General features: G+C 71.0%; 22 protein-coding genes and 1 tRNA gene. 15 read left to right on the top strand and 8 right to left on the bottom strand.

Going from position 1 to position 20,691, the window contains the following annotated elements:
• Positions 1 to 176: 176 nt before the first annotated feature.
• The 14 genes from P8A20_RS14785 to P8A20_RS14720 all read left to right on the top strand — a co-directional run bounded on the left by P8A20_RS14785 (position 177) and on the right by P8A20_RS14720 (position 12,630).
• Positions 177 to 578 carry an NADH-quinone oxidoreductase subunit A gene (locus P8A20_RS14785; RefSeq protein ID WP_014154653.1) on the top strand — a complete coding sequence of 134 codons (402 nt, stop codon included), beginning with the start codon at positions 177 to 179 and terminating at the stop codon, positions 576 to 578.
• Entirely contained in the window at positions 569 to 1,186 is a 618-nt protein-coding gene (locus P8A20_RS14780; protein ID WP_147959010.1) for an NADH-quinone oxidoreductase subunit B, read from the top strand. Before P8A20_RS14785 ends, P8A20_RS14780 begins: the two co-directional genes overlap by 10 nt.
• Positions 1,183 to 2,430 (top strand): NADH-quinone oxidoreductase subunit C, encoded by a 1,248-nt coding sequence (locus P8A20_RS14775; protein WP_306103633.1) that lies wholly within the window; start codon positions 1,183 to 1,185, stop codon positions 2,428 to 2,430. The genes P8A20_RS14780 and P8A20_RS14775 overlap by 4 nt, the downstream gene beginning before the upstream one ends.
• On the top strand, positions 2,427 to 3,395 hold the full coding sequence (locus P8A20_RS14770; protein ID WP_306103632.1) for a complex I subunit 1/NuoH family protein: 969 nt from the start codon (positions 2,427 to 2,429) through the stop codon (positions 3,393 to 3,395). The genes P8A20_RS14775 and P8A20_RS14770 overlap by 4 nt, the downstream gene beginning before the upstream one ends.
• Positions 3,395 to 4,015 carry a NuoI/complex I 23 kDa subunit family protein gene (locus tag P8A20_RS14765; protein WP_147959012.1) on the top strand — a complete coding sequence of 207 codons (621 nt, stop codon included), beginning with the start codon at positions 3,395 to 3,397 and terminating at the stop codon, positions 4,013 to 4,015. Before P8A20_RS14770 ends, P8A20_RS14765 begins: the two co-directional genes overlap by 1 nt.
• Entirely contained in the window at positions 4,012 to 4,683 is a 672-nt protein-coding gene (locus tag P8A20_RS14760) for an NADH-quinone oxidoreductase subunit J family protein (RefSeq protein ID WP_147959013.1), read from the top strand. The genes P8A20_RS14765 and P8A20_RS14760 overlap by 4 nt, the downstream gene beginning before the upstream one ends.
• Complete coding sequence (nuoK, locus tag P8A20_RS14755) at positions 4,683 to 5,093, top strand: NADH-quinone oxidoreductase subunit NuoK (protein ID WP_306103631.1); 411 nt, start codon at positions 4,683 to 4,685, stop codon at positions 5,091 to 5,093. The genes P8A20_RS14760 and nuoK overlap by 1 nt, the downstream gene beginning before the upstream one ends.
• Positions 5,090 to 7,090: an NADH-quinone oxidoreductase subunit 5 family protein gene (locus P8A20_RS14750; RefSeq protein WP_147959015.1), complete on the top strand. Its 2,001-nt coding sequence runs from the start codon at positions 5,090 to 5,092 to the stop codon at positions 7,088 to 7,090. Before nuoK ends, P8A20_RS14750 begins: the two co-directional genes overlap by 4 nt.
• A 27-nt stretch (positions 7,091 to 7,117) precedes the next feature.
• Positions 7,118 to 8,668, top strand: coding sequence for an NADH-quinone oxidoreductase subunit M (locus P8A20_RS14745; RefSeq protein WP_306105150.1), 1,551 nt, complete (start codon positions 7,118 to 7,120; stop codon positions 8,666 to 8,668).
• Positions 8,665 to 10,200: an NADH-quinone oxidoreductase subunit N gene (locus P8A20_RS14740; RefSeq protein ID WP_306103630.1), complete on the top strand. Its 1,536-nt coding sequence runs from the start codon at positions 8,665 to 8,667 to the stop codon at positions 10,198 to 10,200. Before P8A20_RS14745 ends, P8A20_RS14740 begins: the two co-directional genes overlap by 4 nt.
• Positions 10,201 to 10,339: 139 nt before the next feature.
• A complete protein-coding gene (gene mscL / locus P8A20_RS14735) occupies positions 10,340 to 10,804 on the top strand; it encodes a large conductance mechanosensitive channel protein MscL (RefSeq protein WP_147959017.1) in 465 nt (154 codons plus the stop codon).
• 221 nt (positions 10,805 to 11,025) lie between these two features.
• Positions 11,026 to 11,889, top strand: coding sequence for a zinc metalloprotease HtpX (htpX, locus tag P8A20_RS14730; protein ID WP_014154642.1), 864 nt, complete (start codon positions 11,026 to 11,028; stop codon positions 11,887 to 11,889).
• Positions 11,886 to 12,278 (top strand): YccF domain-containing protein, encoded by a 393-nt coding sequence (locus P8A20_RS14725; RefSeq protein WP_306103629.1) that lies wholly within the window; start codon positions 11,886 to 11,888, stop codon positions 12,276 to 12,278. The genes htpX and P8A20_RS14725 overlap by 4 nt, the downstream gene beginning before the upstream one ends.
• Positions 12,279 to 12,357: 79 nt before the next feature.
• Positions 12,358 to 12,630, top strand: coding sequence for a GlsB/YeaQ/YmgE family stress response membrane protein (locus P8A20_RS14720; RefSeq protein ID WP_147959018.1), 273 nt, complete (start codon positions 12,358 to 12,360; stop codon positions 12,628 to 12,630).
• 99 nt (positions 12,631 to 12,729) lie between these two features.
• Here P8A20_RS14720 and P8A20_RS14715 read toward each other — a convergent pair whose 3' ends face one another.
• Positions 12,730 to 13,218 (bottom strand): YajQ family cyclic di-GMP-binding protein, encoded by a 489-nt coding sequence (locus P8A20_RS14715; protein WP_014154639.1) that lies wholly within the window; start codon positions 13,216 to 13,218, stop codon positions 12,730 to 12,732.
• Between the two features lie 163 nt (positions 13,219 to 13,381).
• On the opposite strand from P8A20_RS14715, the gene P8A20_RS14710 reads away from it, so the two are divergent.
• Positions 13,382 to 13,463 (top strand) — tRNA-Tyr (locus P8A20_RS14710).
• A gap of 78 nt (positions 13,464 to 13,541) precedes the next feature.
• On the opposite strand, the gene P8A20_RS14705 is transcribed toward P8A20_RS14710, so the two are convergent.
• The 7 genes from P8A20_RS14705 to P8A20_RS14675 form a co-directional block, all read right to left on the bottom strand.
• Positions 13,542 to 14,378, bottom strand: coding sequence for a hypothetical protein (locus P8A20_RS14705; RefSeq protein WP_147959027.1), 837 nt, complete (start codon positions 14,376 to 14,378; stop codon positions 13,542 to 13,544).
• Between the two features lie 67 nt (positions 14,379 to 14,445).
• On the bottom strand, positions 14,446 to 15,669 hold the full coding sequence (locus P8A20_RS14700; protein WP_306103628.1) for an MFS transporter: 1,224 nt from the start codon (positions 15,667 to 15,669) through the stop codon (positions 14,446 to 14,448).
• Between the two features lie 146 nt (positions 15,670 to 15,815).
• Positions 15,816 to 16,460, bottom strand: a complete 645-nt coding sequence (locus P8A20_RS14695; RefSeq protein ID WP_187282124.1) for a response regulator transcription factor — start codon at positions 16,458 to 16,460, stop codon at positions 15,816 to 15,818.
• Complete coding sequence (locus P8A20_RS14690; protein ID WP_371934399.1) at positions 16,451 to 17,674, bottom strand: sensor histidine kinase; 1,224 nt, start codon at positions 17,672 to 17,674, stop codon at positions 16,451 to 16,453. The genes P8A20_RS14695 and P8A20_RS14690 overlap by 10 nt, the downstream gene beginning before the upstream one ends.
• Positions 17,675 to 17,766: 92 nt before the next feature.
• Positions 17,767 to 18,429 carry a DedA family protein gene (locus P8A20_RS14685; RefSeq protein WP_147959030.1) on the bottom strand — a complete coding sequence of 221 codons (663 nt, stop codon included), beginning with the start codon at positions 18,427 to 18,429 and terminating at the stop codon, positions 17,767 to 17,769.
• Between the two features lie 191 nt (positions 18,430 to 18,620).
• Positions 18,621 to 19,277, bottom strand: a complete 657-nt coding sequence (locus tag P8A20_RS14680; protein ID WP_147959031.1) for an SDR family oxidoreductase — start codon at positions 19,275 to 19,277, stop codon at positions 18,621 to 18,623.
• Between the two features lie 34 nt (positions 19,278 to 19,311).
• On the bottom strand, positions 19,312 to 20,535 hold the full coding sequence (locus P8A20_RS14675; protein ID WP_147959032.1) for an amidohydrolase family protein: 1,224 nt from the start codon (positions 20,533 to 20,535) through the stop codon (positions 19,312 to 19,314).
• Between the last annotated feature and the right edge of the window lie 156 nt (positions 20,536 to 20,691).

Genomic DNA, 20,691 nt, shown 5'->3' with positions numbered 1-20,691 from the left:
CACGCCATGGGGTTCGTGGGTGGGGCCGAGTAGGGATAACCCCACCTCGCGTCGCGCCTCCCCGGTCACCTCCTGCCCCACCCGTTCTGCGACGGGGCTGCTTACCCTTTCTTTAACAGGGCCTAGACTCCCGTGCGTACAGACCGTCGAACAGGTTGAGGGAGCGAGGGGCGGACGTGGCGGACGTGCCGGGACCGACCGTTCTCGCGTCGGACTACTTCCAGAGCTACTCAGTGGTCGGACTGCTCGCCCTGGTGGGCGTGCTGTTCGTCGCCGTCGCCTTCGGGGCCGGGCGGCTGCTGAGGCCGGTGGTCCCGACGCCGGAGAAACTCCTCACGTACGAGTGTGGCGTCGACCCCGTGGGGGAGGGCTGGGCCCACACCCAGGTTCGCTATTACGTGTACGCCTTCCTGTACGTGATCTTCGCCGTCGACTCGATCTTCCTGTTCCCCTGGGCGACGGTGTTCGCGGCCCCGGGATACGGGGCGACGACGCTGGTGGAGATGTTCATCTTCCTCGGTTTCCTGGCCGTGGGACTGCTCTACGCATGGAAGAAGGGCGTCCTCGAATGGACGTGACGAGCCGGTCGAACCCCGAGCCCCCCGTATCGCTGCCCGAGCCGAAGCGGCTCGGTGTGCTGTCCCGGCTCGCGCCCGAGCCGATGAAGGTGGTCCTCAACTGGGGCCGCCGCTACAGCCTGTGGGTCTTCAACTTCGGACTCGCCTGCTGTGCCATCGAATTCATCGCGGCCTCCATGGCACGCCACGACTTCATCCGGCTCGGCGTCATCCCGTTCGCACCCGGCCCCCGGCAGGCCGACCTGATGGTCGTGTCCGGAACGGTGACGGACAAGATGGCCCCGGCGGTGAAGCGGCTCTACGAGCAGATGCCCGAGCCGAAGTACGTCATCTCCTTCGGCGCCTGCTCCAACTGCGGCGGACCGTACTGGGATTCGTACTCCGTGACGAAGGGCGTCGACCAGATCATCCCCGTCGACGTCTACGTACCCGGCTGCCCGCCCCGCCCCGAGGCGCTCCTCCAGGGCATCCTCAAGCTCCAGGAGAAGATCGCCCGCGAGTCGCTCGCCGAGCGGTACGCCACCGAGGACACGGCCCGGCCCTCGGCCGCGGCCCTGCGCAGCGGCCTCGTGGCAGCCCCGAAGGCGCCGGGGGAGGAGCGGAAGTGACCGCCTCGGACACCTACGACCGGCTGCCCGACGCCGTCACCGACGTCTTCGGCACGGACGCCACCGCGGCGCACGCGTACGACCTGCTCACCGTGGACGTCCCCGCCGCCTCCTGGATCGGGGCCCTGGAAACGGCTCGCGACGAGCTGGGCTGCACCTACTTCGACTGGCTGAGCGCCGTCGACGAACCGGGCACCGGCTTCCGCGTCTGCGCCCACGTCGCCGCACTCGGCGACGGCACGGTGCGACGCCTGCTGCTCCGCACGACCGTCCCGCACGAGGCCGCCGTCCTGCCGACCGCTGTCGGCGTCTACGCGGGCGCCGCCTGGCACGAGCGCGAGACGCACGAGATGTTCGGCATCGATTTCTCGGACCACCCCCACCTGGCCCCGCTGCTGCTGCCGGAGAGTTTCGAGGGCCACCCGCTGCGCAAGGACTTCGTCCTGGCAGCCCGGGTCGCCAAGGCCTGGCCGGGGGCGAAGGAGCCGGGGGAGTCGGAGCACGGCGGACCCAAGCGGCGCACGATGCTTCCGCCCGGGGTGCCCGACCCGAACGAGTGGGGCCCGCTCAAGGGGCAGCTCCCGCCCGCCCCGGCGCGGCCAGCCCGAGGTGCCCGCGCGGCGGGCGACCGCCCGGTACGCCGGGCGCGCAGTGCGAGTGAGGGTTCGGCGGCACAGCGGCCGGACGCCACGGAGACCCCGCAGGCAGCTCCGCCGCGCCGTACCCGCAGCGCCTCCCAGGGCTCGGCGAGCCAGGCCACCGGCCCGGCGCCCGAGTCTCCGGCAGCCACGCCGCCCTCCTCGGGTGGGCCCGGAGACGGTGCGACGGGCACGCCGGACGCCGCTACGCCGGACGCCCGCACCTCGCAGGGCGGCGGCGCGGCCCGCGCGAAGGGCGCGGCAGGCAGCGCGGACGCACCCTGGCACGACGCGCAGCCCGCCTTCGGCGACACACCGAAGGAGCCGGGGCCGGAGCGGCCCGCATCGGACGGGCCCGTACCTGACGGGCCCGCACCGGCAGAGCCCGAGCGTGCGGCAGCACCTGAGCCCGAGCAGCCATCGGTGTCCGGGCCGGAGCAGCCGTCAGAGGCCGAGGCCGAGGCCGATTCCGACTCTGCCGATTCCGCCTCCGATTCCGCCTCCGATTCCGCCCCCGACTCTTCCGACGACACCGACCCGGGCTCCCCGTCCCCGACCGACGGTTCCGCCGGACCCGACCGACCCGCCGGAGGCGATACCGCGTGAACGACGTACTCGACGTCGCACTCCGCCTCGTCATCGTCTTTGCCGTGTTCATGGTGGTCCCGCTCGTCGTGGGGCAGACCGAGCACAAGGTGATGGCCCACATGCAGGGCCGCCTCGGACCCATGTACGCGGGCGGGTTCCACGGCTGGGCCCAGCTCGTCGCGGACGGGGTCAAGTTCGCGCAGAAGGAAGACGTCGTACCGGCCGATGCGGACCGTCGCATCTTCCAACTGGCCCCCGCCGTCGCCCTGCTCCCGTACCTCCTCGTGATCGTGGCCATCCCGATCGGCCCCAGCGAGGGTGCGGTCGGTCAGGTCGTCGACGCGGGCATCTTCTTCGTGCTGGCAGTCATGGGTGTCGGCGTACTCGGCTCGCTGATGGCGGGCTGGGCCTCGGCCAACAAGTTCTCCCTCCTCGGCGGTCTCCGCACCGCCGCGCAGCTGCTCGCCTACGAACTGCCGATGCTGCTCGCCGCCGCATCCGTGGCCATGGCGGCCGGTACCGTCTCGCTCCCCGGCATCCTCAACGCCTTCGAGTGGTGGTGGCTGCCCTGGCAGATCGTCGGCGCCCTGGTCTTCTTCGTGGCGGGGCTGGCCGAGCTCCAGCGGCCGCCCTTCGACATGCCGGTGGCCGACTCCGAGATCATCTTCGGCGCGTACACGGAGTACACGGGCCTCCGCTTCGCCCTGTTCCTGCTCGCCGAGTACGCCGGCATCGTCGTCCTGTGCGGTCTGACGACCGTCCTCTTCCTCGGCGGTTGGCACGGACCGCTCGGCGAGGACGGGCTCGGCTGGGTGTGGACCCTGCTCAAGACCGGCGTGCTCGCGTTCGTCGTCATCTGGCTCCGGGTCACCTACCCCCGCCTGCGCGAGGACCAGTTGCAGAAGCTCGCCTGGACCACGCTCATCCCCCTCGCCCTCGCGCAGATCGCGCTCACCGGCATCGTGAAGGTGGCGATCAACTAGTGCCCCCGATCCCCGGCTCAGGCCTGGCCAAGGGCCTTGCCGTCACCCTGCGGACCATGACGAAGCGCACCGTCACCGCGCAGTACCCGGACGTCCAGCCCGAACTCCCGCCCCGCACCCGGGGCGTTATCGGACTGTTCGAGGAGAACTGCACGGTCTGCATGCTCTGCGCCCGTGAATGCCCCGACTGGTGCATCTACATCGACTCCCACAAGGAGACGGTGCCCGCGGCCGCCCCCGGCGGCCGTGAGCGCAGCCGCAACGTCCTGGACCGCTTCGCGATCGACTTCGCCCTGTGCATGTACTGCGGTATCTGCATCGAGGTGTGTCCCTTCGACGCGCTGTTCTGGTCGCCCGAGTTCGAGTACGCGGAGACGGACATCCATGAACTGACCCACGAGCGCGACAAGCTCCGTGAGTGGATGTGGACCGTCCCCGAACCGCCCGCGCTCGACCCCGGGGCCGAGGAGCCCAAGGAGATCGCAGCCGCGCGCAAGACGGCCGACAAGCTCCAGGCCCAGGAAGCCCGCGAGGCCCAGGAAGCTCAGGACGCCCGCGAGGCCCAGGGATCGGCGGAAGGCCACTCGGACCGGACAGCGGAACAGGAGGGGCAGGAGTGATCCTCTCGGCCACCGCCGGCCACCCCGGCTTCCTCTCACCGACCGGTGTCGAGATCGCCTTCCTCCTGGTCGGGCTCGCCACCTTCGGCGCAGCCGTCGTCACCGTCACGACCAAGCAGCTCGTGCACGCCGCACTCTGGCTCGTCGTGGCGCTCGGCGGCATCGCGGTGGAGTACCTCCTGCTCACCGCCGAGTTCATCGCGTGGGTGCAGGTCCTGATCTACGTCGGTTCCGTCGTGGTCCTCCTCCTCTTCGGACTGATGCTCACCAGAGCCCCCATCGGCCGCTCCCCGGACGCCGACTCGGGCAACCGGTGGACAGCGCTCGGAGCGTCCGTACCGGCGGCCGGCGTCCTCGTCTGGGTCGTCGTGGACGCCTTCCGCACGACCTGGATCGATCTGGACGGCCCCGCCCAGGGCTCCACCAAGGCCTCCGGGGAATTCCTCTTCCGGAACTGGGTCCTCCCCTTCGAGGCGCTCTCCGTCCTGCTGCTCGCCGCGCTCGTGGGCGCGATCGTCCTGTCCCGCAAGGACCGACCGGACCGCCAGGGTGGCCCGGGCCGGAACGACGGGCGCACGGCTGCGCAGGACCGTCCGGACGCTCGAGCTCGCCGAACCGGCCCCGACCCCACGGACCGGCCGGCCGCCGACCGGGAGGACAACAGCTGATGCACCTCGCCTATCCCGCCGTCCTCGCCGTCCTCCTCTTCTGCACCGGGCTGTACGGGGTGCTCGCCCGCCGCAACGCGATCCTCGTCCTGATGTCCGTCGAGCTCATGCTCAACGCCGTCAACCTCAACCTGGTCGCCTTCGACGTCTGGCTCCGCGACGCACTCCACGGGGGGCAGGCGCTGACCCTCTTCACGATCGCCATCGCCGCGGCCGAGATCGGCATCGGCCTCGCGATCGTCCTGGCGGTGTACCGCAACCGCGGCAGCTCGGACATCGACCGCCTCCGCGACACCGCGGAGACCGACGACGCCGAGACACTCCCCGACGACGACGACGCCCGGGACACCACCGCAGACCAGGCCACTGCTCCGGCAGGGAAGGCAAAGAAGGCAGAGGCCACCGCGTGACCACCACGACCCTCGCCGTCCTCGTCCCCCTCCTCCCCTTCCTGGGGGCCGCCGCAGGGCTCCTCCTGGGCCGGACCGCGCCCGGTTTCGTCCGTCCCCTCGCGGTGCTGCCGACCCTCGCCGCCGCCGTCCTCGCCGTCGTCGTCGCGTCACGCCAGGGCGGTGGCCGGCCCATCGACGCGGCGACCCAGCTGACCCCCACGGGCTCGGTCCCGATCGACCTGGCCCTGCACCTGGACGGTTTCGCCGTCCTCGTCGCCGTTCTCGTGGGGCTCGTCGCCACCTGCGTCCAGGTCTACTCGACGGCGTACCTCAAGGACGACGCCCGCTACCCCTCGTACGCGGCGCTCGTCTCCCTCTTCACCTCCGCGATGCTGCTCGTCGTCTACTCGGGCGACCTCATGGTGCTCCTGGTCGGCTGGGAGATCATGGGCATCTGCTCGTACTTCCTGGTCGGCCACTACTGGGAGACCCCCGAGGCACGCGCGGCCTCCCTCAAGGCCTTCCTCGTCACCAAGCTCGGCGACGTGCCCTTCCTGATCGGCCTGTTCGCGCTCGCCGCGGACACCGGCACGTTCCGCATCACCGGCATCCTGGCCGCAGTCGGCAACGGCGGACTCGACCACCCCACCCTCATCGCCCTGCTGCTCCTCGCCGGAGTCGCCGGGAAGTCCGCGCAGTTCCCCCTGCACACCTGGCTGCCCGACGCGATGGCCGGCCCCACCCCCGTCTCCGCGCTGATCCACGCCGCGACGATGGTCGCCGCCGGCATCTACTTCGTGGCCCGGCTCCTCCCCGTCTTCGCCTCCTCCGGCGCGGCACTCGTCGTCCTCGCCGTGATGGCCGCCGTCACGATGATCGGCTCCGGTCTCGCCGCACTGGCACAGGACGACATCAAACGCGTGCTCGCCTACTCGACCATCGGCCAGCTCGGCTACATGTCCGGCGCCCTGGCCGTCGGCGACCGCGGAGCCGCCGTCTTCCACCTCATCTCGCACGGTGCGTTCAAGGCCGTCCTGTTCCTCTCGGCCGGTGTGGTCATCCACGCGGCGGGCACCAACTCACTCGCCGCCATGTCCCGCATGAGCGGGCTGACCAAGCGCATCCCCGACGCCTTCTGGACGATGACCGTCGCGCTCCTCGCGCTGGCCGCCATCCCCCCGTTCGCCGGCTTCTTCTCCAAGGAAGCCGTCCTCGTCGCCGCCGAGCACACGGCCTTCGGAGACCGTGACGTCGCCCCGGCCGCCGCCGGCTGGCTGGTCCTCGTCGCCGGACTCGCCGCCGCGGTCCTCACCGCCGCCTACGCCACCCGGCTGTGGCTCCTCGCCTTCCGGGGGCGCGGCCCCGAGGTCCCCGACCACGGCAGGCAGCCCGTCGCGATGACGTCCGTCCTCTGGGTCCTGGCCGTCCCCACGATCGCCTTCGGTCTCACCACCGGTGTCCTGATCGACTGGTTCGACGGACACAGCCTCGCCCCCTCCCTCACGACCGCCGTCCTCTCCACCGGCGTCGGACTCGTCGGCGGGCTCGTCACCTACGGGACATGGCGTCACACCACGGCGCTCGCCGAACGTCCCCCGGTCGGCGCGGTCGCCGCGCACCCCGACGCCGAACCCGCCGTGGTGGAGGCCGAGGCGATCGCCTCGCACACCGCGGCGTACGGCACCATCGCCGGCGCCCCGGACCCCTCGGACCCCGGCAGGCTCCTGCTGGGCCCGCTGCACCGCCACGCGGTCACCGGCTTCCACCTCGACGCCCTCTACACGGCGCTGTTCGTCCGCCCCACGGCGGCTGCCGCACAGCTGGTGCGCTTCCTGGACCGTGAGGTGGTCGACACCTACGTGCGCGGCTCGGGCGGGATCGCCCGTGGACTCGGCAGCCTCGTCCGCCGCGCCCAGACCGGCAACGTGCAGACCTACCTGGGCGCGTTGCTCGCCGGAACCCTCGTCCTGGCGATCGCCGCCGTCGTCCTTGCCAACGTCTACGCCGGGGCGTGAGCCGTGTTCGATATCAGCGCATCCGTGATGCAGTTCCTTCTGGCGTTCGTCGTCGTCGCCCCGCTGCTCGGCGCGGTTGCCGCGCTCCTGCCCGCCCCTCCCGGGCTCAGGGGCAGGAACCCCGACCAGGCCGTGCTCCGCCACGGCGTGACCGTCACCGGCGCCGTGCTCCTGGCCGTGCTCGTCCTCGCCGCGGGATTCGACCACGACCACCCGTCGAAGATGCAGGCCACCACGGACATCAGCTGGATCCCGGCACTCGACGTCCGGATCCACCTCGGCACCGACGGCATCTCGCTCCCCCTTCTCGTGCTGACCGCGCTGCTGACCTTCCTCTGCGCGCTCCACAGCTACTTCAAGCTCCCCGCAGGCCCCTCCCCGAAGGCCTTCGTCGCGCTCGTCCTCGTACTCGAGTCCGGCACGCTCGCGACCTTCGCCGTCCTCGACCTGCTGCTGTTCTTCCTGGCGTTCGAGATGGTCCTCATCCCGATGTACTTCCTCATCGCCCGCTGGGGCGGCGACCGGAAGCAGCCCGCCGCCTGGAAGTTCATCCTCTACACCCTGCTCGGCTCCGTGATCATGCTGCTGGGACTGCTCCTCATCGGGCTGGAGAGCGGCACCTTCGACATGGTGGCACTCGCCACTGACAACGGCCGCGGGCTCACCACATCCGTGCAGGTCATCGCCGTGCTGGCGGTCGGCCTCGGACTGGCCGTGAAGACCCCGATGTGGCCCCTTCACAGCTGGCTGCCCGACGCCCACACCGCGGCCCCCACCGTCGGCTCCGTCCTCCTCGCAGGTGTCCTGCTGAAGATGGGAACGTACGGATTCGTCCGCATCCTGCTGCCCGTCACCCCGGACGGGATGCAGACCTTCGCGCCGTACCTCGCGGCGTTCGCGGTCGTCGGGATCATCTACGGCTCCCTGGCCTGCCTCGCCCTCGCACGTCCCGGAGCCAAGGGCGACCTCAAGCGTCTGATCGCCTACTCCTCCGTCGGGCACATGGGCTTCGTGCTCCTCGGCATCGCGACCATGACCCCCACCGGCGTGAACGGCGCGCTCTTCGCGAACATCGCCCACGGCCTCATCACCGGACTGCTGTTCTTCCTCGTCGGCGCCGTCAAGGACCGCTACGGCACGGCGGACCTCGATACCCTGGCCGGGGCCACCGGAGCCGCCCTCTACGGCCGGGCACCCCGGCTCGGCGGCCTCCTCGCCTTCGCAGCCGTCGCCTCGCTCGGACTCCCCGGCCTCGCCGGCTTCTGGGGCGAGATGCTCACGCTGTTCGGCGCCTTCGACCCCGCCGAAGGCCTCAGCCGCCCCGCCTTCCTCACCTACATGTCCATCGGCGCCCTCGGCACCCTGCTCACAGCCGCGTACATGCTGATCGTCGTACGCCGTGTCTGCATGGGTGAACACCGTGAGCAGCCCCACCCGGTCGCCGACGTCCAGCGCTACGAACTCGCCGCCTGGACCCCGCTAGCCGCCCTGACCGTCCTCGCCGGACTCTGGCCCGCCGTCCTCCTCGGCCTCACCGACCCGGCCGTGCAGAAGCTCCTCGCAGGAGGCAAGTCGTGACCGTGGCAGCCGACAGCGCAACCGGGGCGGCGAGCCTCGTCCAGTCCGTCGACTGGCTCGCCGTCGCACCCCCCGTCATCGCGGCGTCCGTGGCCCTCGTCGTCCTCGTCGCCGACCTCTTCGTGGGGGAACGGCACAAGCCGCTCCTCGGCTACGGGGCCGTCGCAGGGCTCGTCGCCGCACTCGCGATGCTCGTCCCGCTGCGGGCCGGCGACCGCTCCACCTTCTGCCTCACCGACGGTTCCCAGGCCTGCAGCTACACCGCCGACCACTTCGCGCTCGTCATCCAGGCCCTCGTGCTCGGCGGAGCCCTGCTCACCGCGCTGCTCTCGATCGGCGACACCCGCAAGCTCCCCGCCGGCGAGTTCTGGTTCCTGCTGCTGGCCTCCGCGTCGGGCGCCGTGCTGCTGCCCGCCGCCCGGGACCTCGCCACCCTCGTCGTCGCCCTCGAAGTCGCCTCGCTCCCCGCGTTCGCTCTCGTCGGCATCAAGCGCGGCGACCGGCGCTCCTCCGAAGCGGCCCTGAAGTTCTTCCTCTCCTCCGTCGTCGCCACCGCCGTCATGCTCCTGGGCGTCAGCTTCGTCTACGCGACGACCGGGACCATGCACCTCACGGAGATCGCAGCCCGCCTGGACGACGTACCGGCGAGGTTCTCCACGCTCGCCGGAGCGGGCGTCGTGCTCACGCTCGTGGGCTTCGCCTTCAAGACGGCCGCCGCGCCGTTCCACTTCTGGGTCCCCGACACCTACGTGGGGGCGCCGCTCCCCATCGCCGCCTACCTCTCGGTCGTCGGCAAGGCGGTCGGCTTCTCCGGTCTCGTCCTCGTCACGGTGATCGGCTTCCCGTCGTACGCCGACGTCTGGGGGCCCGCCCTGGCCGTCCTCGCCGCGCTCACCATGACCATCGGCAACGTCGCCGCGCTCCGGCAGACCGCCACCCGCGCCCGCAGCGCCGTTCGGCTCCTCGCATGGTCGTCCGTCGGCCAGGCCGGCTACCTCCTCGTCCCGATCGCCGCCGCCGCGTACTCCAGCGACGAGCAGATCGGCTCCACCGTCGCCTACGCCCTGATGTACGCCGTCGTGAACCTCGGCGCCTTCGCCGTGGCAGCCCTCGTCGCCCGTACCCACCCAGGCAACCGTCTGAGCGACTACCGCGGCCTGTACGCCACCCGCCCCCTGGCCGCGCTCACCATGGGCTTCTTCCTGCTCTGCCTCGCGGGCCTGCCCCCCGGCATCATCGGCCTCTTCGCCAAGGTCACGGTCTTCTCGGCGGCCGTCGACGCCGGGCTGGGCTGGCTCGCCGTCGTCATGGCCGTCAACGTGGTGATCGCGCTCTACTACTACCTCCGATGGACGGCCGCTCTCTTCGTGGCCCCGGAGCCGGACACGGCGGCCGGGACGGCGTCCCCGGAACCCCGGCACCGGGTCCCCGCCCCGCTCACCGCGGCGATCGTTCTCACCGCAGTAGCCGGAATCACACTGTCCGGCGCTCCCCAGCTCATCCTCCGCTTCGCGGCCGTCAGCCTCTTCTGACCGGTTCCGACCGGAGTCGACCGGCTTGCCCGTGGACCCGCGCACAGGGCATGGTCTTGCGTGCACAGGTCACGTAACAGAGCACGCAAGACGAGAACGCATGCAGAGCACGCAAGAAGAGCACAGAGGAGCCAGAGCGGTGCTGAACGGTTTCAAGGACTTCATCCTCCGCGGGAACGTCATCTCCATGGCCATCGGCCTCGCCGTCGGAGCCGCCTTCACCGCCGTCGTCACCGGCTTCAGCAACGCGTTCATCGTGCCGCTGATCGGCCTCTTCACACGGGGCACAGGCGACTTCAGCAAGGCCGAGTACACCGTCGACGGCGTGAAGTTCCCCTACGGCCTCTTCATCAGCGCCGCCATCGCCTTCCTCATCACCGCGGCGGTCCTCTACTTCCTGGTCGTCCTGCCCATGGCCAAGGTCCAGAACCGCTTCACGGCGAAGGAGGAGGAGGAGAAGGCGGACATCAAGGCCGCCCTGCGCGACTGTCCCCGCTGCTTCACCGAGATCCCCGCCGTCGCCACCCGCTGCGCGCACTGCACCAGCGACGTCGAACCGGACGCGGAAGCCCGGGCACTCGCGGGACTGCCCGCACAGCGCTGACGCACCGCCGCGGGGACACCACCCGCCCGCGGCGGACAGACCACTCGTACGGCCCAGGGGCGGATCCGACCGGATCCGCCCCTTCTGCCTGTGCTCCCGGCCACCTCGCACAAGGGAACTAGCTCCCCTCGCCTCGCGTTGACCAGTACGGGAGGCTCCACTGGGGAGTGGAGCACCACCGAGCAAGGGTTCCCCTGCTGCACCACTTAGGAGGGCGTACCGTGCACCGCCGGCACAACGGGCTGAAAACCGCTGTACTCCTCGGGGGCCTCTCGGCCCTCATCATCGTCATCGGCAGCTTCTTCGGACGGACCGGCCTCGTCGTGGCCGTTCTCGTCGCGCTCGCGACCAACGCCTACGCGTACTGGAACAGCGACAAGCTCGCCCTGCGCGCCATGAGGGCACGCCCGGTCAGTGAGTTCGAGGCTCCACAGCTCTACCGCACCGTGCGTGAGCTCTCCACGGCGGCCCGCCAGCCCATGCCCCGGCTGTACATCTCCCCGACCCAGGCACCCAACGCCTTCGCCACCGGCCGCAACCCGCGCAACGCCGCCGTGTGCTGCACCGAGGGGATCCTCCAGATCCTCGACGAACGCGAACTGCGCGGCGTCCTCGGCCACGAGCTGAGCCATGTCTACAACCGCGACATCCTCATCTCGTCCGTCGCGGGAGCACTCGCCTCGGTCGTCATGTTCCTGGTCAACTTCGCATGGCTCATCCCAGTGGGCCGGTCCGACGACGACGACGGCCCCGGTCTCCTGGGGATGCTGCTCGTCATGATCCTCGGCCCGCTCGCCGCCTCCGTGATCCAGCTCGCCGTGAGCCGTTCCCGCGAGTACCAGGCCGACGCGTCCGGGGCCCAGCTCACCGGTGACCCCCTCGCCCTGGCGTCCGCGCTGCGCAAGCTCGACGCCGGGACCAAACAGCTTCCGCTCCCACCCGAACCCCGGATCGAGACCGCGAGTCACATGATGATCGCGAACCCGTTCCGTCCCGGCCAGGGCATGTCCAAGATGTTCTCCACCCACCCGCCCATGGCCGATCGCATCGCCCGACTCGAGCAGATGGCAGGGTATCGACCGTGAAGACAATCCTGAACGTCATATGGCTGGTCCTGTGCGGACTCTGGATGTTCCTCGGCTACATCGCCGCGGGACTCCTGCTCTGCATCACGATCATCGGCATCCCCTTCGGCGTGGCCGCGTTCCGCATCGGCGTCTACGCCCTCTGGCCCTTCGGCTACACCGTCGTCGACCGTCATGACGCCGGAGGCGGCTCCCTCGTCGGCAACGTCCTGTGGGTGATCCTGGCCGGCTGGTGGCTCGCGCTCGGCCACATCTTCACGGGCATCGCCCTGTGCGTCACGATCATCGGAATCCCGCTGGGCATCGCGAACTTCAAGCTCATCCCCGTCTCGCTGATGCCCTTCGGCAAGGAGATCGTCCGCACGGACCAGCCGTTCGCCACCCGCTGACGGGACGGCCCGGCCGCAACCCACCCGCCCACGCAGGCGTCTTGGCTTGCAGGAACAAGCGACGGGTAGGAACGCGAACATGAGCATCATCAGTTGGATCATCCTCGGGCTGCTGGCCGGAGCCATAGCCAAATTTCTTCTGCCGGGCCGCGACCCCGGCGGCATCATCGGCACCACCCTCATCGGGATCGTGGGTGCCTTCCTGGGCGGCTGGCTGTCGTCCCAGTTCCTCGACCGCCCCATCAGCACGGACTTCTACGACACGGCCACCTGGGTGGCCGCCATCGCCGGCTCCCTGGTGCTGCTGATCGCCTACCGGCTGCTCTTCGGCAACTCCCGCGACCGCCGCTGACCCGCGCCCGCACGGCCCGCGCACACGGCGACGGGGCGGGGCGCGCCACCCGGCACGCCCCGCCCCGCCCGCGACACGCTGCACACGGCAGCGAACGTTCTACCGGTAGTTGGCGAACTGCACGGCGAAGTCGAGGTCCTTGCCCTTGATCAGCGCCTGCACCGCCTGCAGGTCGTCCCGGCTCTTGGAGCTGACCCGCAGCTCCTCGCCCTGGACCTGCGCCTTGACACCCTTCGGGCCCTCGTCCCGGATGATCTTCGCCACCTTCTTGGCGTTCTCCTGGGAGATGCCCTCCTCGATCGTGGCGAAGATCTTGTACTCCTTGCCGGAAAGCTGCGGCTCACCCGCGTCCAGCGACTTCAGGGAGATCCCGCGCTTGATCAGCTTGGACTGGAAGATGTCGAGGATCGCCTTGACCCGCTCCTCGCCGTTCGCCTCCATCAGGATCTTCTCGCCGGACCAGGAGATCGACGCGCCCGTCCCCTTGAAGTCGTAGCGCTGGGAGATCTCCTTGGCGGCCTGGTTGAGGGCGTTGTCGACCTCCTGCCGCTCGACCTTCGAGACGATGTCGAAACTGGAGTCGGCCATGACGTGTGGCTCCTTGCGTCGTATGCGTTGGGTACGGCACAAAGCCTAGCCACCCACGCCCGCGCCCGGTGCTGATCAACCGGGTGGCGTAGCACCCCTGGGTATCGGGTATCGTTTACGTCGTCGCCAAGGAGCCCTTGCGGGGATCCGAGGCGTCGTTCCAGGCGGTGTGCCCGAGTGGCCAAAGGGAGCAGACTGTAAATCTGCCGGCTCAGCCTACCCAGGTTCGAACCCTGGCGCCGCCACAGGACGGGAAACCCCGTCCGACCTGCTTAAACACCAGGTCGGGCGGGGTTTTTTCGTGCGTGGGGCGGGCGCGTGGATCACGGCCGTTCGAAGAACTGGAGCACCCCTCCGACGGAGAAGCAGAGCGCACCCGTGAGGGTGCCCCAGTTGGCGATGTCGATGTTCAGGACGCTTCCCGTGGCGGGGCGCGTGAAGTCTGCCAGCGCCGAGGCCATGAAGAGTGCCGATCCGAGCTGGTTGACCGCGACGATCCACCAGCCGAGATCCCGTGGAAGTACGCGAGGCCGGCCGTGGCAGACCTCCACCAGGGCCAGATGTCCTGAGACGAGGAAGAGCGTGCAGCCGATCAGATCGGGGGCCCAGACCAGCCCGTTCTCCTGCTGCACCGAGAGCCCCTGCAGCAGGGAGCCGACCAGATTGATGCCGAACACCAGCGTTCCCACGAAGAGCAGGAAGGTGCTCAGCCAGTCGATCCGGCCGGGCTCGTAGCTCCACCAGCTCCAGTGCCGTGTGGCGAGCGACGCGCTTGTGCTGTCCTGGCGGGGGGCGTTGACCGCCTGGAGCAGCGACGCGTAGCCGCCCGCGTTGAAGAACAGGCCGCCGGCGAAGTAGATCCAGGCGCCCGTCGCGTCGGCGGGGCCGAACTGCGCCACCGCGGCCCCGAGGACGAACAGGCCCCCTCCGACGGCGAACGTACCGGCGGCGACGGCATTGAGCGTGCGGAGGCGGCCCACCGACGCGGTGTCCGCGCTCCGTGACCGGGCCTCCGTCTCACCCGCGGCCCTGACACTGAGCAGGCCGCGCTTGCGTGCCCGCCGTGATTCCCAGACGGCGGTGCTTCCGTCGTTGAGGCGCCAGGTCAGCCGGGTCGTGAACGGCCCCGCCCCGTCGGCGGTCTCCTCGGTTCGGGTCACCTGGTGACTCCAGCCTCTCGATCCCTGTTGTTCCTTCTGCGCGGCAGGTTCACGCTCGGCCGCTCCCTCATGGAGCCGAACTCGACGTGGTGGGGTCGCCGGAAGGCGGTGAAGAGCTCCGCAGCAGGTAGACCCCGGCGCATGTGACCAGGACCGCCATGCAGGCGATGAAGACCAGCCCCGCGTCCTGGAGGCCGATGTGGCCGGACAGGATGCCGACGCCGATCACCGGCAGTGAGATGCCCGCGTACGCCACCACGAACAGCGTCGAGATCACCGCTGCCCGCCGGTCCGCCGGCGAGGCGGCTGCCACCTGGGCCAGGGCCGCCCTGAAGGCCAGCCCCTGGCCCGCGCCGCCGAGGACCGCGCTCAGGACCACCAGGGGCAGCAGCTGCCACCACAAGGCACCCGCGAGCAGAGCCAGTCCGCCGAGGAGGCCCGCGCAGCCGAGCGGCAGCGACCGGCGCTCGCCGATCCGGCCGACCGCCGACTGCCCGGCGATCGAGGCGAAGAAGGCCAGCGCGACGATCAGTCCGCTCACCGCGTGGTTGTCCACGTCCAGGAACTGGGAGAGGAACGCCGGGCTGACCGAGGTGAACACCCCGAACAGTGCGAAGCCGACGAAGGAGGCGAGTGCCGCGGGCCTGAACACCGCCCTGACCTCGGGCGGCAGCCCCGGCCTCTGCGGGCGGACGGTGCTCAACGGCCGCCGCTCGCGCACGGTTTCCCGCAGGCCCAGGAGGACGGCCGCCGAAACGGCCAGCAGCGCCAGGTGCACGACGAAGGGCAGGTACAGCGGCCAGGGGGCGTACTGGGCGAGGACCCCGGCGAGCAGCGGCCCGCAGCCCAGACCGCCCATGTTGGCCGCCGTCGCCACGAGCGAGGCCCGGGGCGAGCCCTTGCCGGGCGCCAGCTCCATGACGTACGCGGTGGCCGCCCCGGTGAACAGCCCGGCCGACAGGCCCGACAGGAGCCGTCCCGCGTAGAGCCAGCCGAGAGCGGTGGCGCACAGGAAGCAGACGGCGCTCGCCGCCGCGCAGACCAGGCCCCAGATCAGCACGGGGCGTCTGCCGACAGCGTCGGAGGCGTTCCCCGCCAGCAGCAGCACCCCGATGACGCCGAAGGCGTACACGGCGTACACCACGGTCACCGTCAGCTCGGAGAACCCGAGCTTGTCCTGGTAGAGGCTGTAGAGCGGGGTCGGCAGAGTGGTCCCCGCCATGCACACGGCGAACACGGCCCCGCTGAGAAAGCAGGGGAGCCAACCTCGGCGGGCAGGGTCACCGTCCATGCGGCCGACGCTATCCCGCAGACGCCCCGGCGGACCGGAACGCCTCGCCCCGGCGGACCGGAACGCCTCGCCCCGCGGGTCCGGGGGCGCCGGACGGGCAGCTACCCGGCCGCCCACGCTGCGGAAGCGGCGGTCACGTGCCCCGCCTACGACTCCAGGTACCTCAGGACCGCCAGAATCCGTCGGCTGTGACCGGTGGTGCGCGAGAGCTCCAGCTTGTCGAAGATCGCGTTGAGGTTCTTCTCCACCGCGCTCACCGAGATGTGCAGTCGCCTCGCGATCGCGGTGTTGGTGAGTCCCTGGGCCAGAGGCTCCAGGACACTGCGTTCGCGGGGTGTGAGACGGCCCAGAGGATCCCCGTGCGTGGAGCGGATGACCAGTTGCCGGACCACCTCGGGATCGAGGGCGGCGCCGCCCGCCCGGACGCGCTCCAGCGCCTCCAGGAACTCGTCGACCTGGGCGACCCGGTCCTTGAGCAGATACCCGACTCGTTCCGCACCGGAGGCCAGCAACTGGGCCGCGTAGTGGCGCTCGATGTGCTGGGAGAGCACCAGCACCCCGGTCTCCGGCCACCGCTCGCGGATCTCCAGTGCGGCGCGCAGGCCTTCGGTGGTGTGTGTCGGAGGCATCCGGATGTCGAGGACGACGACGTCCGGCTGCCGCGTCTCCATCCCGTGCAGCAGGGAAACCGCGTCACCGAAGGAGGCCAGAACCTCGTGCCCCTCCTCGACGAGGAGCCGGACCAGGCCCTCCCGCAGCAGGGTCGAGTCCTCGGCGAGCATCAGACGCATGGAAGCTCCGCGGTAACCATGGTGGGTCCCCCCTCGGGGCTGTCGATGTGCAGGGCGCCGTCGAGTGCGTCCACCCGGCTGCGCAGACCGCTGAGACCGACGCCCGCAGGATCCGCGCCGCCCCTGCCGTTGTCCCGGACGCGAACCGTGAGTACCTGGTTGTCGAGCAGCACACGCACGGAGACGGCCGTGGCACCGGAGTGCTTGGCCGCGTTGGTCACGGTTTCCGACACCACGAAGTACGCGGCGGTCTCCACCGGCCGAGGCAGCGGCCCCTGGACGGTGAATTCCGTACGGACGGGGACACCGCACCGCTCGGCCACTCCTCCCAGCGCCTCCTCCAGCCCGAGGTCGTCGAGCGCCGAGGGGTAGACCCGCCAGGCCACCTCGCGCAGCTCCGCGAGTACGTCCCTCGACTCCTGGTGCGCCTGGAGCAGCAGAGCGTCCGCCTGCTCCGGGTCGCGCCCCCTGCGTGCCCGGCCGAGCAGCATGGCCAGGGCCACCAGGCGCTGCTGGATCCCGTCGTGGATGTCCCGCTCGATGCGCCTGCGTTCGGCGTCCACCGCCTGCACGACGGCAGCCCGGCTGACGGCCAGTTCGTCGATGCGCCGTTGCAGCAACTCCTGTTCGGAGGGGCCGAAGCTCTCGCGGGCGAGCCGGGAGTCCAGGGCGACGAGCGAGCGGAGCCCCTGGAGGCCGAGGAAGAGCAGCACACCGCCGAGGAGCGACTGCGTCAGCAGTTCGCCCCACCGGAGCGACCCCTGGACCGCTCCCCTCACCAGCAGACCCGCCAGGACGGCTCCGATGCCCAGCAGTCCGATCACCACACCGCACAGCAGTCCGGTGCTGCCGCGGACCGCCAGGTAGCGGAGGACCTTCCGGTCGCAGGACTCGTAGTGTTCCGGGAACCGGTCGCCGAAGAAGAAGGATCTCCGGTTCCGTTCGAGTCCCGCGAGCCTGCGGGCTCCTGCCATGAGAACGCCGAACGCCCCTGGCCGGGTGTGCGGCCACAGCAGGAACGGCCCCAGAGCGACACCGGCGAGTAGGAAGGCGAGGAGTCCGGCCGCGGCGGTCGTACAGCCGAGGAGCACACCCGCCACCCGGAGTGCCCACGAGAGTGTCCGGCCGTCCACGTCCTCGTCCGCTCCGGAGCCTTTCCGCCCGGGCCGACCGGGGATACGACGGGCGACGACACCTGCTGTGTCCCCCTGCACGACGGCGGATCCTAGTACGGCCGTGGGACCGCAGCAAGATCGCCCGGAGAGGCGCGAAGGCGGCGCCGCCGACCTCGGTCGCCCGGGGCGGGTCATGAACTGCGGCGGTGCTGGGCCTGGTTGGCGCCACGCAGACGCAATGCCACGAACGTCGCGGCGGCCGCGACCACGGTGACCAGCACGGCCTTGGAGGCGAACCCGACGTAGGTCTCCACCGACTCCCACCGGTCGCCCAGCCGGTAACCGGCCAGCACCAGCACCGAGTTCCAGATCAGGCTGCCCAGCGTGGTCAGCACGACGAAGAGGTGCAGCGGCATGCGCTCGACCCCGGCGGGGACGGAGATGAGACTGCGGAAGATCGGCACCATGCGGCCGAAGAAGACCGCCTTGGTGCCGTGCTTCGCGAACCACTCCTCCGTGCGCACCAGGTCGGAGGCCTTCACCAGCGGGAGCCTTCCCCAGATGGCGTGCATGCGTTCGCGGCCGAAGACCACGCCGATCCGGTACAGGACCACGGCACCCACGACCGAGCCGAGCGTGGTCCAGAAGAGGGCCGAAGCCAGACTGATGACCCCCTGCCCGGCGGCGAACCCCGCCAGCGGCAGGATCACTTCGCTCGGCAGCGGAGGGAAGAGGTTCTCCAGTGCGATGGCCAGGCCGGCTCCGGGGCCGCCCATGGCTTCGACGAGGCCGGTTGCCCAGCCCGCGATGCCGCCCGCCGGCTCCTGGAGCGGGGCCGCGTACGTGAGATGCATGAGGAGTCTCCAAGTGGCCGGGCGTCGTCCGGGGCGTGTGCCCCGATCGCCCTCCACGTTAGAAACCGCGGATCAACGGCGGTATGAGGAAGGCCGTCCGGTCCGTGTGCGGCTCTCCACAGGATCTGACCTGAGGAAAACCGCACCCCTGGGCGGGCAACGGGCCGCCGCCCGGGTCCGGACGGCCCGGCTCAGTTCCCCGCGATGTCCTTCACCGCGACCGTCACCGGCTTGTTCCCGCTGATGAGCTCCAGCGTGAGGCCCGCCGTCGCCGGGGTGTCCAGCAGCTCCACCAGCACCGCCGCCACGTCGTCACGGGGGACCGGGCCGCGGCCCGTCGAGACGGCGAGCTGGATCTGCCCGGTGCCGGCGTCGTTCGTCAGCATCCCGGGGCGCAGGATCGTCCAGTCCAGGCTGCGCCTGGAACGTACGTACGCGTCCGCCTCGCCCTTCGCCCGCTGGTAGATGTCGAAGACCTCCTCGCCCCGGTTGTCCGGGTCGGCGCCCATGGAGGACACCACGACGTAGCGGCGCACCCCAGCCCGTTCCGCCGCGTCCGCGAAGAGCACGGCCGCTCCTCGGTCCACCGTGTCCTTGCGGGCCGAGCCGCTGTTCGGGCCCGCTCCCGCCGCGAAGACCACCGCGTCGGCCCCGCGCAGCACCTCCGCCGTCTCCTCGACGGACGCCGATTCGAGGTCGAGGACGACGGGTTCGGCGCCCGCCTCCCTCAGATCCTCGCCCTGCTGCGGGTTGCGGATGACGCCCACCGCCTCGTCACCGCGCGCGGCGAGCAGCCGCTCGAGCCGCAGCGCGATCTGACCATGTCCACCTGCAATGACAATGCGCATGTCTCCGACCGTACGCCGCATGGACCGCTCGCGCTCAAGGCCCGCCGCCGGAACCGGAATCGGCCCGTCCCTGACGGGGGAGATCGAGGGCAGCCGCCGCGGCCCCGGAGTCGAGGTACTCGCGTACGGCGCTGGTCCGCGCCACCACGCGCCCGCGGTGCACCACGATCCTGCTGTACGCGAGGGAGAGCGCCCCGGCCAGGTCGTCCCCGCGTACGGCCAGCAGCTCGGCGGGGGAGCCGGACTCGACGCGCACCCCCGGCAGGCCCAGTGCCGCCCTGGCGGCTCCCGAGACGGCGTCGTAGGCGCTCTCGGGAGCGATGCCCTCCTGCGAGGCCAGCAGGTACGCCGCCTCCAGGGGGTCCGCCCGCCCGACGGGGTTCGAGCGGTCACGCAGGGCCCCGCCGCCCGCGGCCACCCGTACCCCGGCGGCGCGCAGCACACCTACGGGCGGGGTCCCGCGGATCCCGGCGCAGGAGCAACCGCCCTGGGGGAGGCAGACGACGGTCACGGCCGCGGCGGCGAGCCTGTCGGCGGTCCGGGCGATCTCGTCGCCGGGAAGCCGCGAGAGACCCGCACAGGGGCCGAGACAGACGCCGGGGCGGAAGCCTCCCGCCGTGGCGGCCAGCCGGGCGAGGAGGGCCGGGTCGTCGCCGTCCGTGTGCAGGTCGACTGGGCGGCCCCGGTCGGCGGCGAGTTCGAGCACGGTCTCGGCGTAGCCGGCCGGGTCCGGGTCGAGGTCGGGGCGGCCGCCGATCACGCCCGCGCCCATGTCCACGGCGTCCCGGAGCGCGGCGAGACCGTCCGCGCCCGCTACGCCCGTGAGGAGCCGGGGCACGGCCACGGCGGTGAGTTCGGTGAGTCCGCGCAGGGAACGGCCGGCGGCCAGGACCCCCTCCAGGGCGGCGAGGCCCTGGGCGCCACCGACCCGCACGTGGGCGCGCAGTGCGGTGGCCCCGTGGCTGAGCTGGAGCAGCGCTGCCTCGGTGGCGCGGCGCCTGACGTCCTCGGGCCGGTGGGACGGCGGGCCTCCCGAGGTGCCTGTCAGCGCGGTGTCGGCATGGGCGTGGGGTTCGGCGGGGGCGGGCAGCAGGAGGTGACCGCGCAGGTCCAGGCGGGTCCCCCGGGTGGTGAGGCTGCCCGCCGGCCCGACCGCCTCGATGCGCGGTCCACCGACCCGCACGTCGACGAGGCGCCCGTCCGCCAGACGCGCCCCGCCGAGGACGAGCGGGGGCGCGTCGCCGGTGTTTTCGGGCATCGCGCCGCTCCTGTAGGAAATGCAAGATCACGCAGAGTGCGCCGAGCCTAGGCGTGGGGTCGTCCCGCTCCAGGGAGGGCCGAATTAGTCGTACGAATGTGGCCTCGTGCGGCAGGTGCGGGAAGGGGTGCCCCTGTGGCCCGCGAGGCTGTCCGC

The sequence above is a fragment of the Streptomyces sp. Alt3 genome (assembly GCF_030719215.1).
In the GTDB taxonomy this organism is placed as follows: Bacteria; Actinomycetota; Actinomycetes; order Streptomycetales; family Streptomycetaceae; genus Streptomyces; species Streptomyces glycanivorans.
Note: the sequence above shows the minus strand (reverse complement) of the source record. Positions and strands in the feature narration are given on the sequence as shown.

Excerpts from the sequence above, each read along its gene's own strand:
- P8A20_RS14780 (WP_147959010.1), top strand. The coding sequence starts at position 569 with ATGGACGTGACGAGCCGGTCGAACCCCGAGCCCCCCGTATCGCTGCCC.
- nuoK (WP_306103631.1), top strand. The coding sequence starts at position 4,683 with ATGCACCTCGCCTATCCCGCCGTCCTCGCCGTCCTCCTCTTCTGCACC.
- P8A20_RS14745 (WP_306105150.1), top strand. The coding sequence starts at position 7,118 with ATGCAGTTCCTTCTGGCGTTCGTCGTCGTCGCCCCGCTGCTCGGCGCG.
- P8A20_RS14720 (WP_147959018.1), top strand. The coding sequence starts at position 12,358 with ATGAGCATCATCAGTTGGATCATCCTCGGGCTGCTGGCCGGAGCCATA.
- P8A20_RS14715 (WP_014154639.1), bottom strand. The coding sequence starts at position 13,218 with ATGGCCGACTCCAGTTTCGACATCGTCTCGAAGGTCGAGCGGCAGGAG.
- P8A20_RS14700 (WP_306103628.1), bottom strand. The coding sequence starts at position 15,669 with ATGGACGGTGACCCTGCCCGCCGAGGTTGGCTCCCCTGCTTTCTCAGC.
- P8A20_RS14695 (WP_187282124.1), bottom strand. The coding sequence starts at position 16,460 with ATGCGTCTGATGCTCGCCGAGGACTCGACCCTGCTGCGGGAGGGCCTG.
- P8A20_RS14685 (WP_147959030.1), bottom strand. The coding sequence starts at position 18,429 with ATGCATCTCACGTACGCGGCCCCGCTCCAGGAGCCGGCGGGCGGCATC.
- P8A20_RS14680 (WP_147959031.1), bottom strand. The coding sequence starts at position 19,277 with ATGCGCATTGTCATTGCAGGTGGACATGGTCAGATCGCGCTGCGGCTC.
- P8A20_RS14675 (WP_147959032.1), bottom strand. The coding sequence starts at position 20,535 with ATGCCCGAAAACACCGGCGACGCGCCCCCGCTCGTCCTCGGCGGGGCG.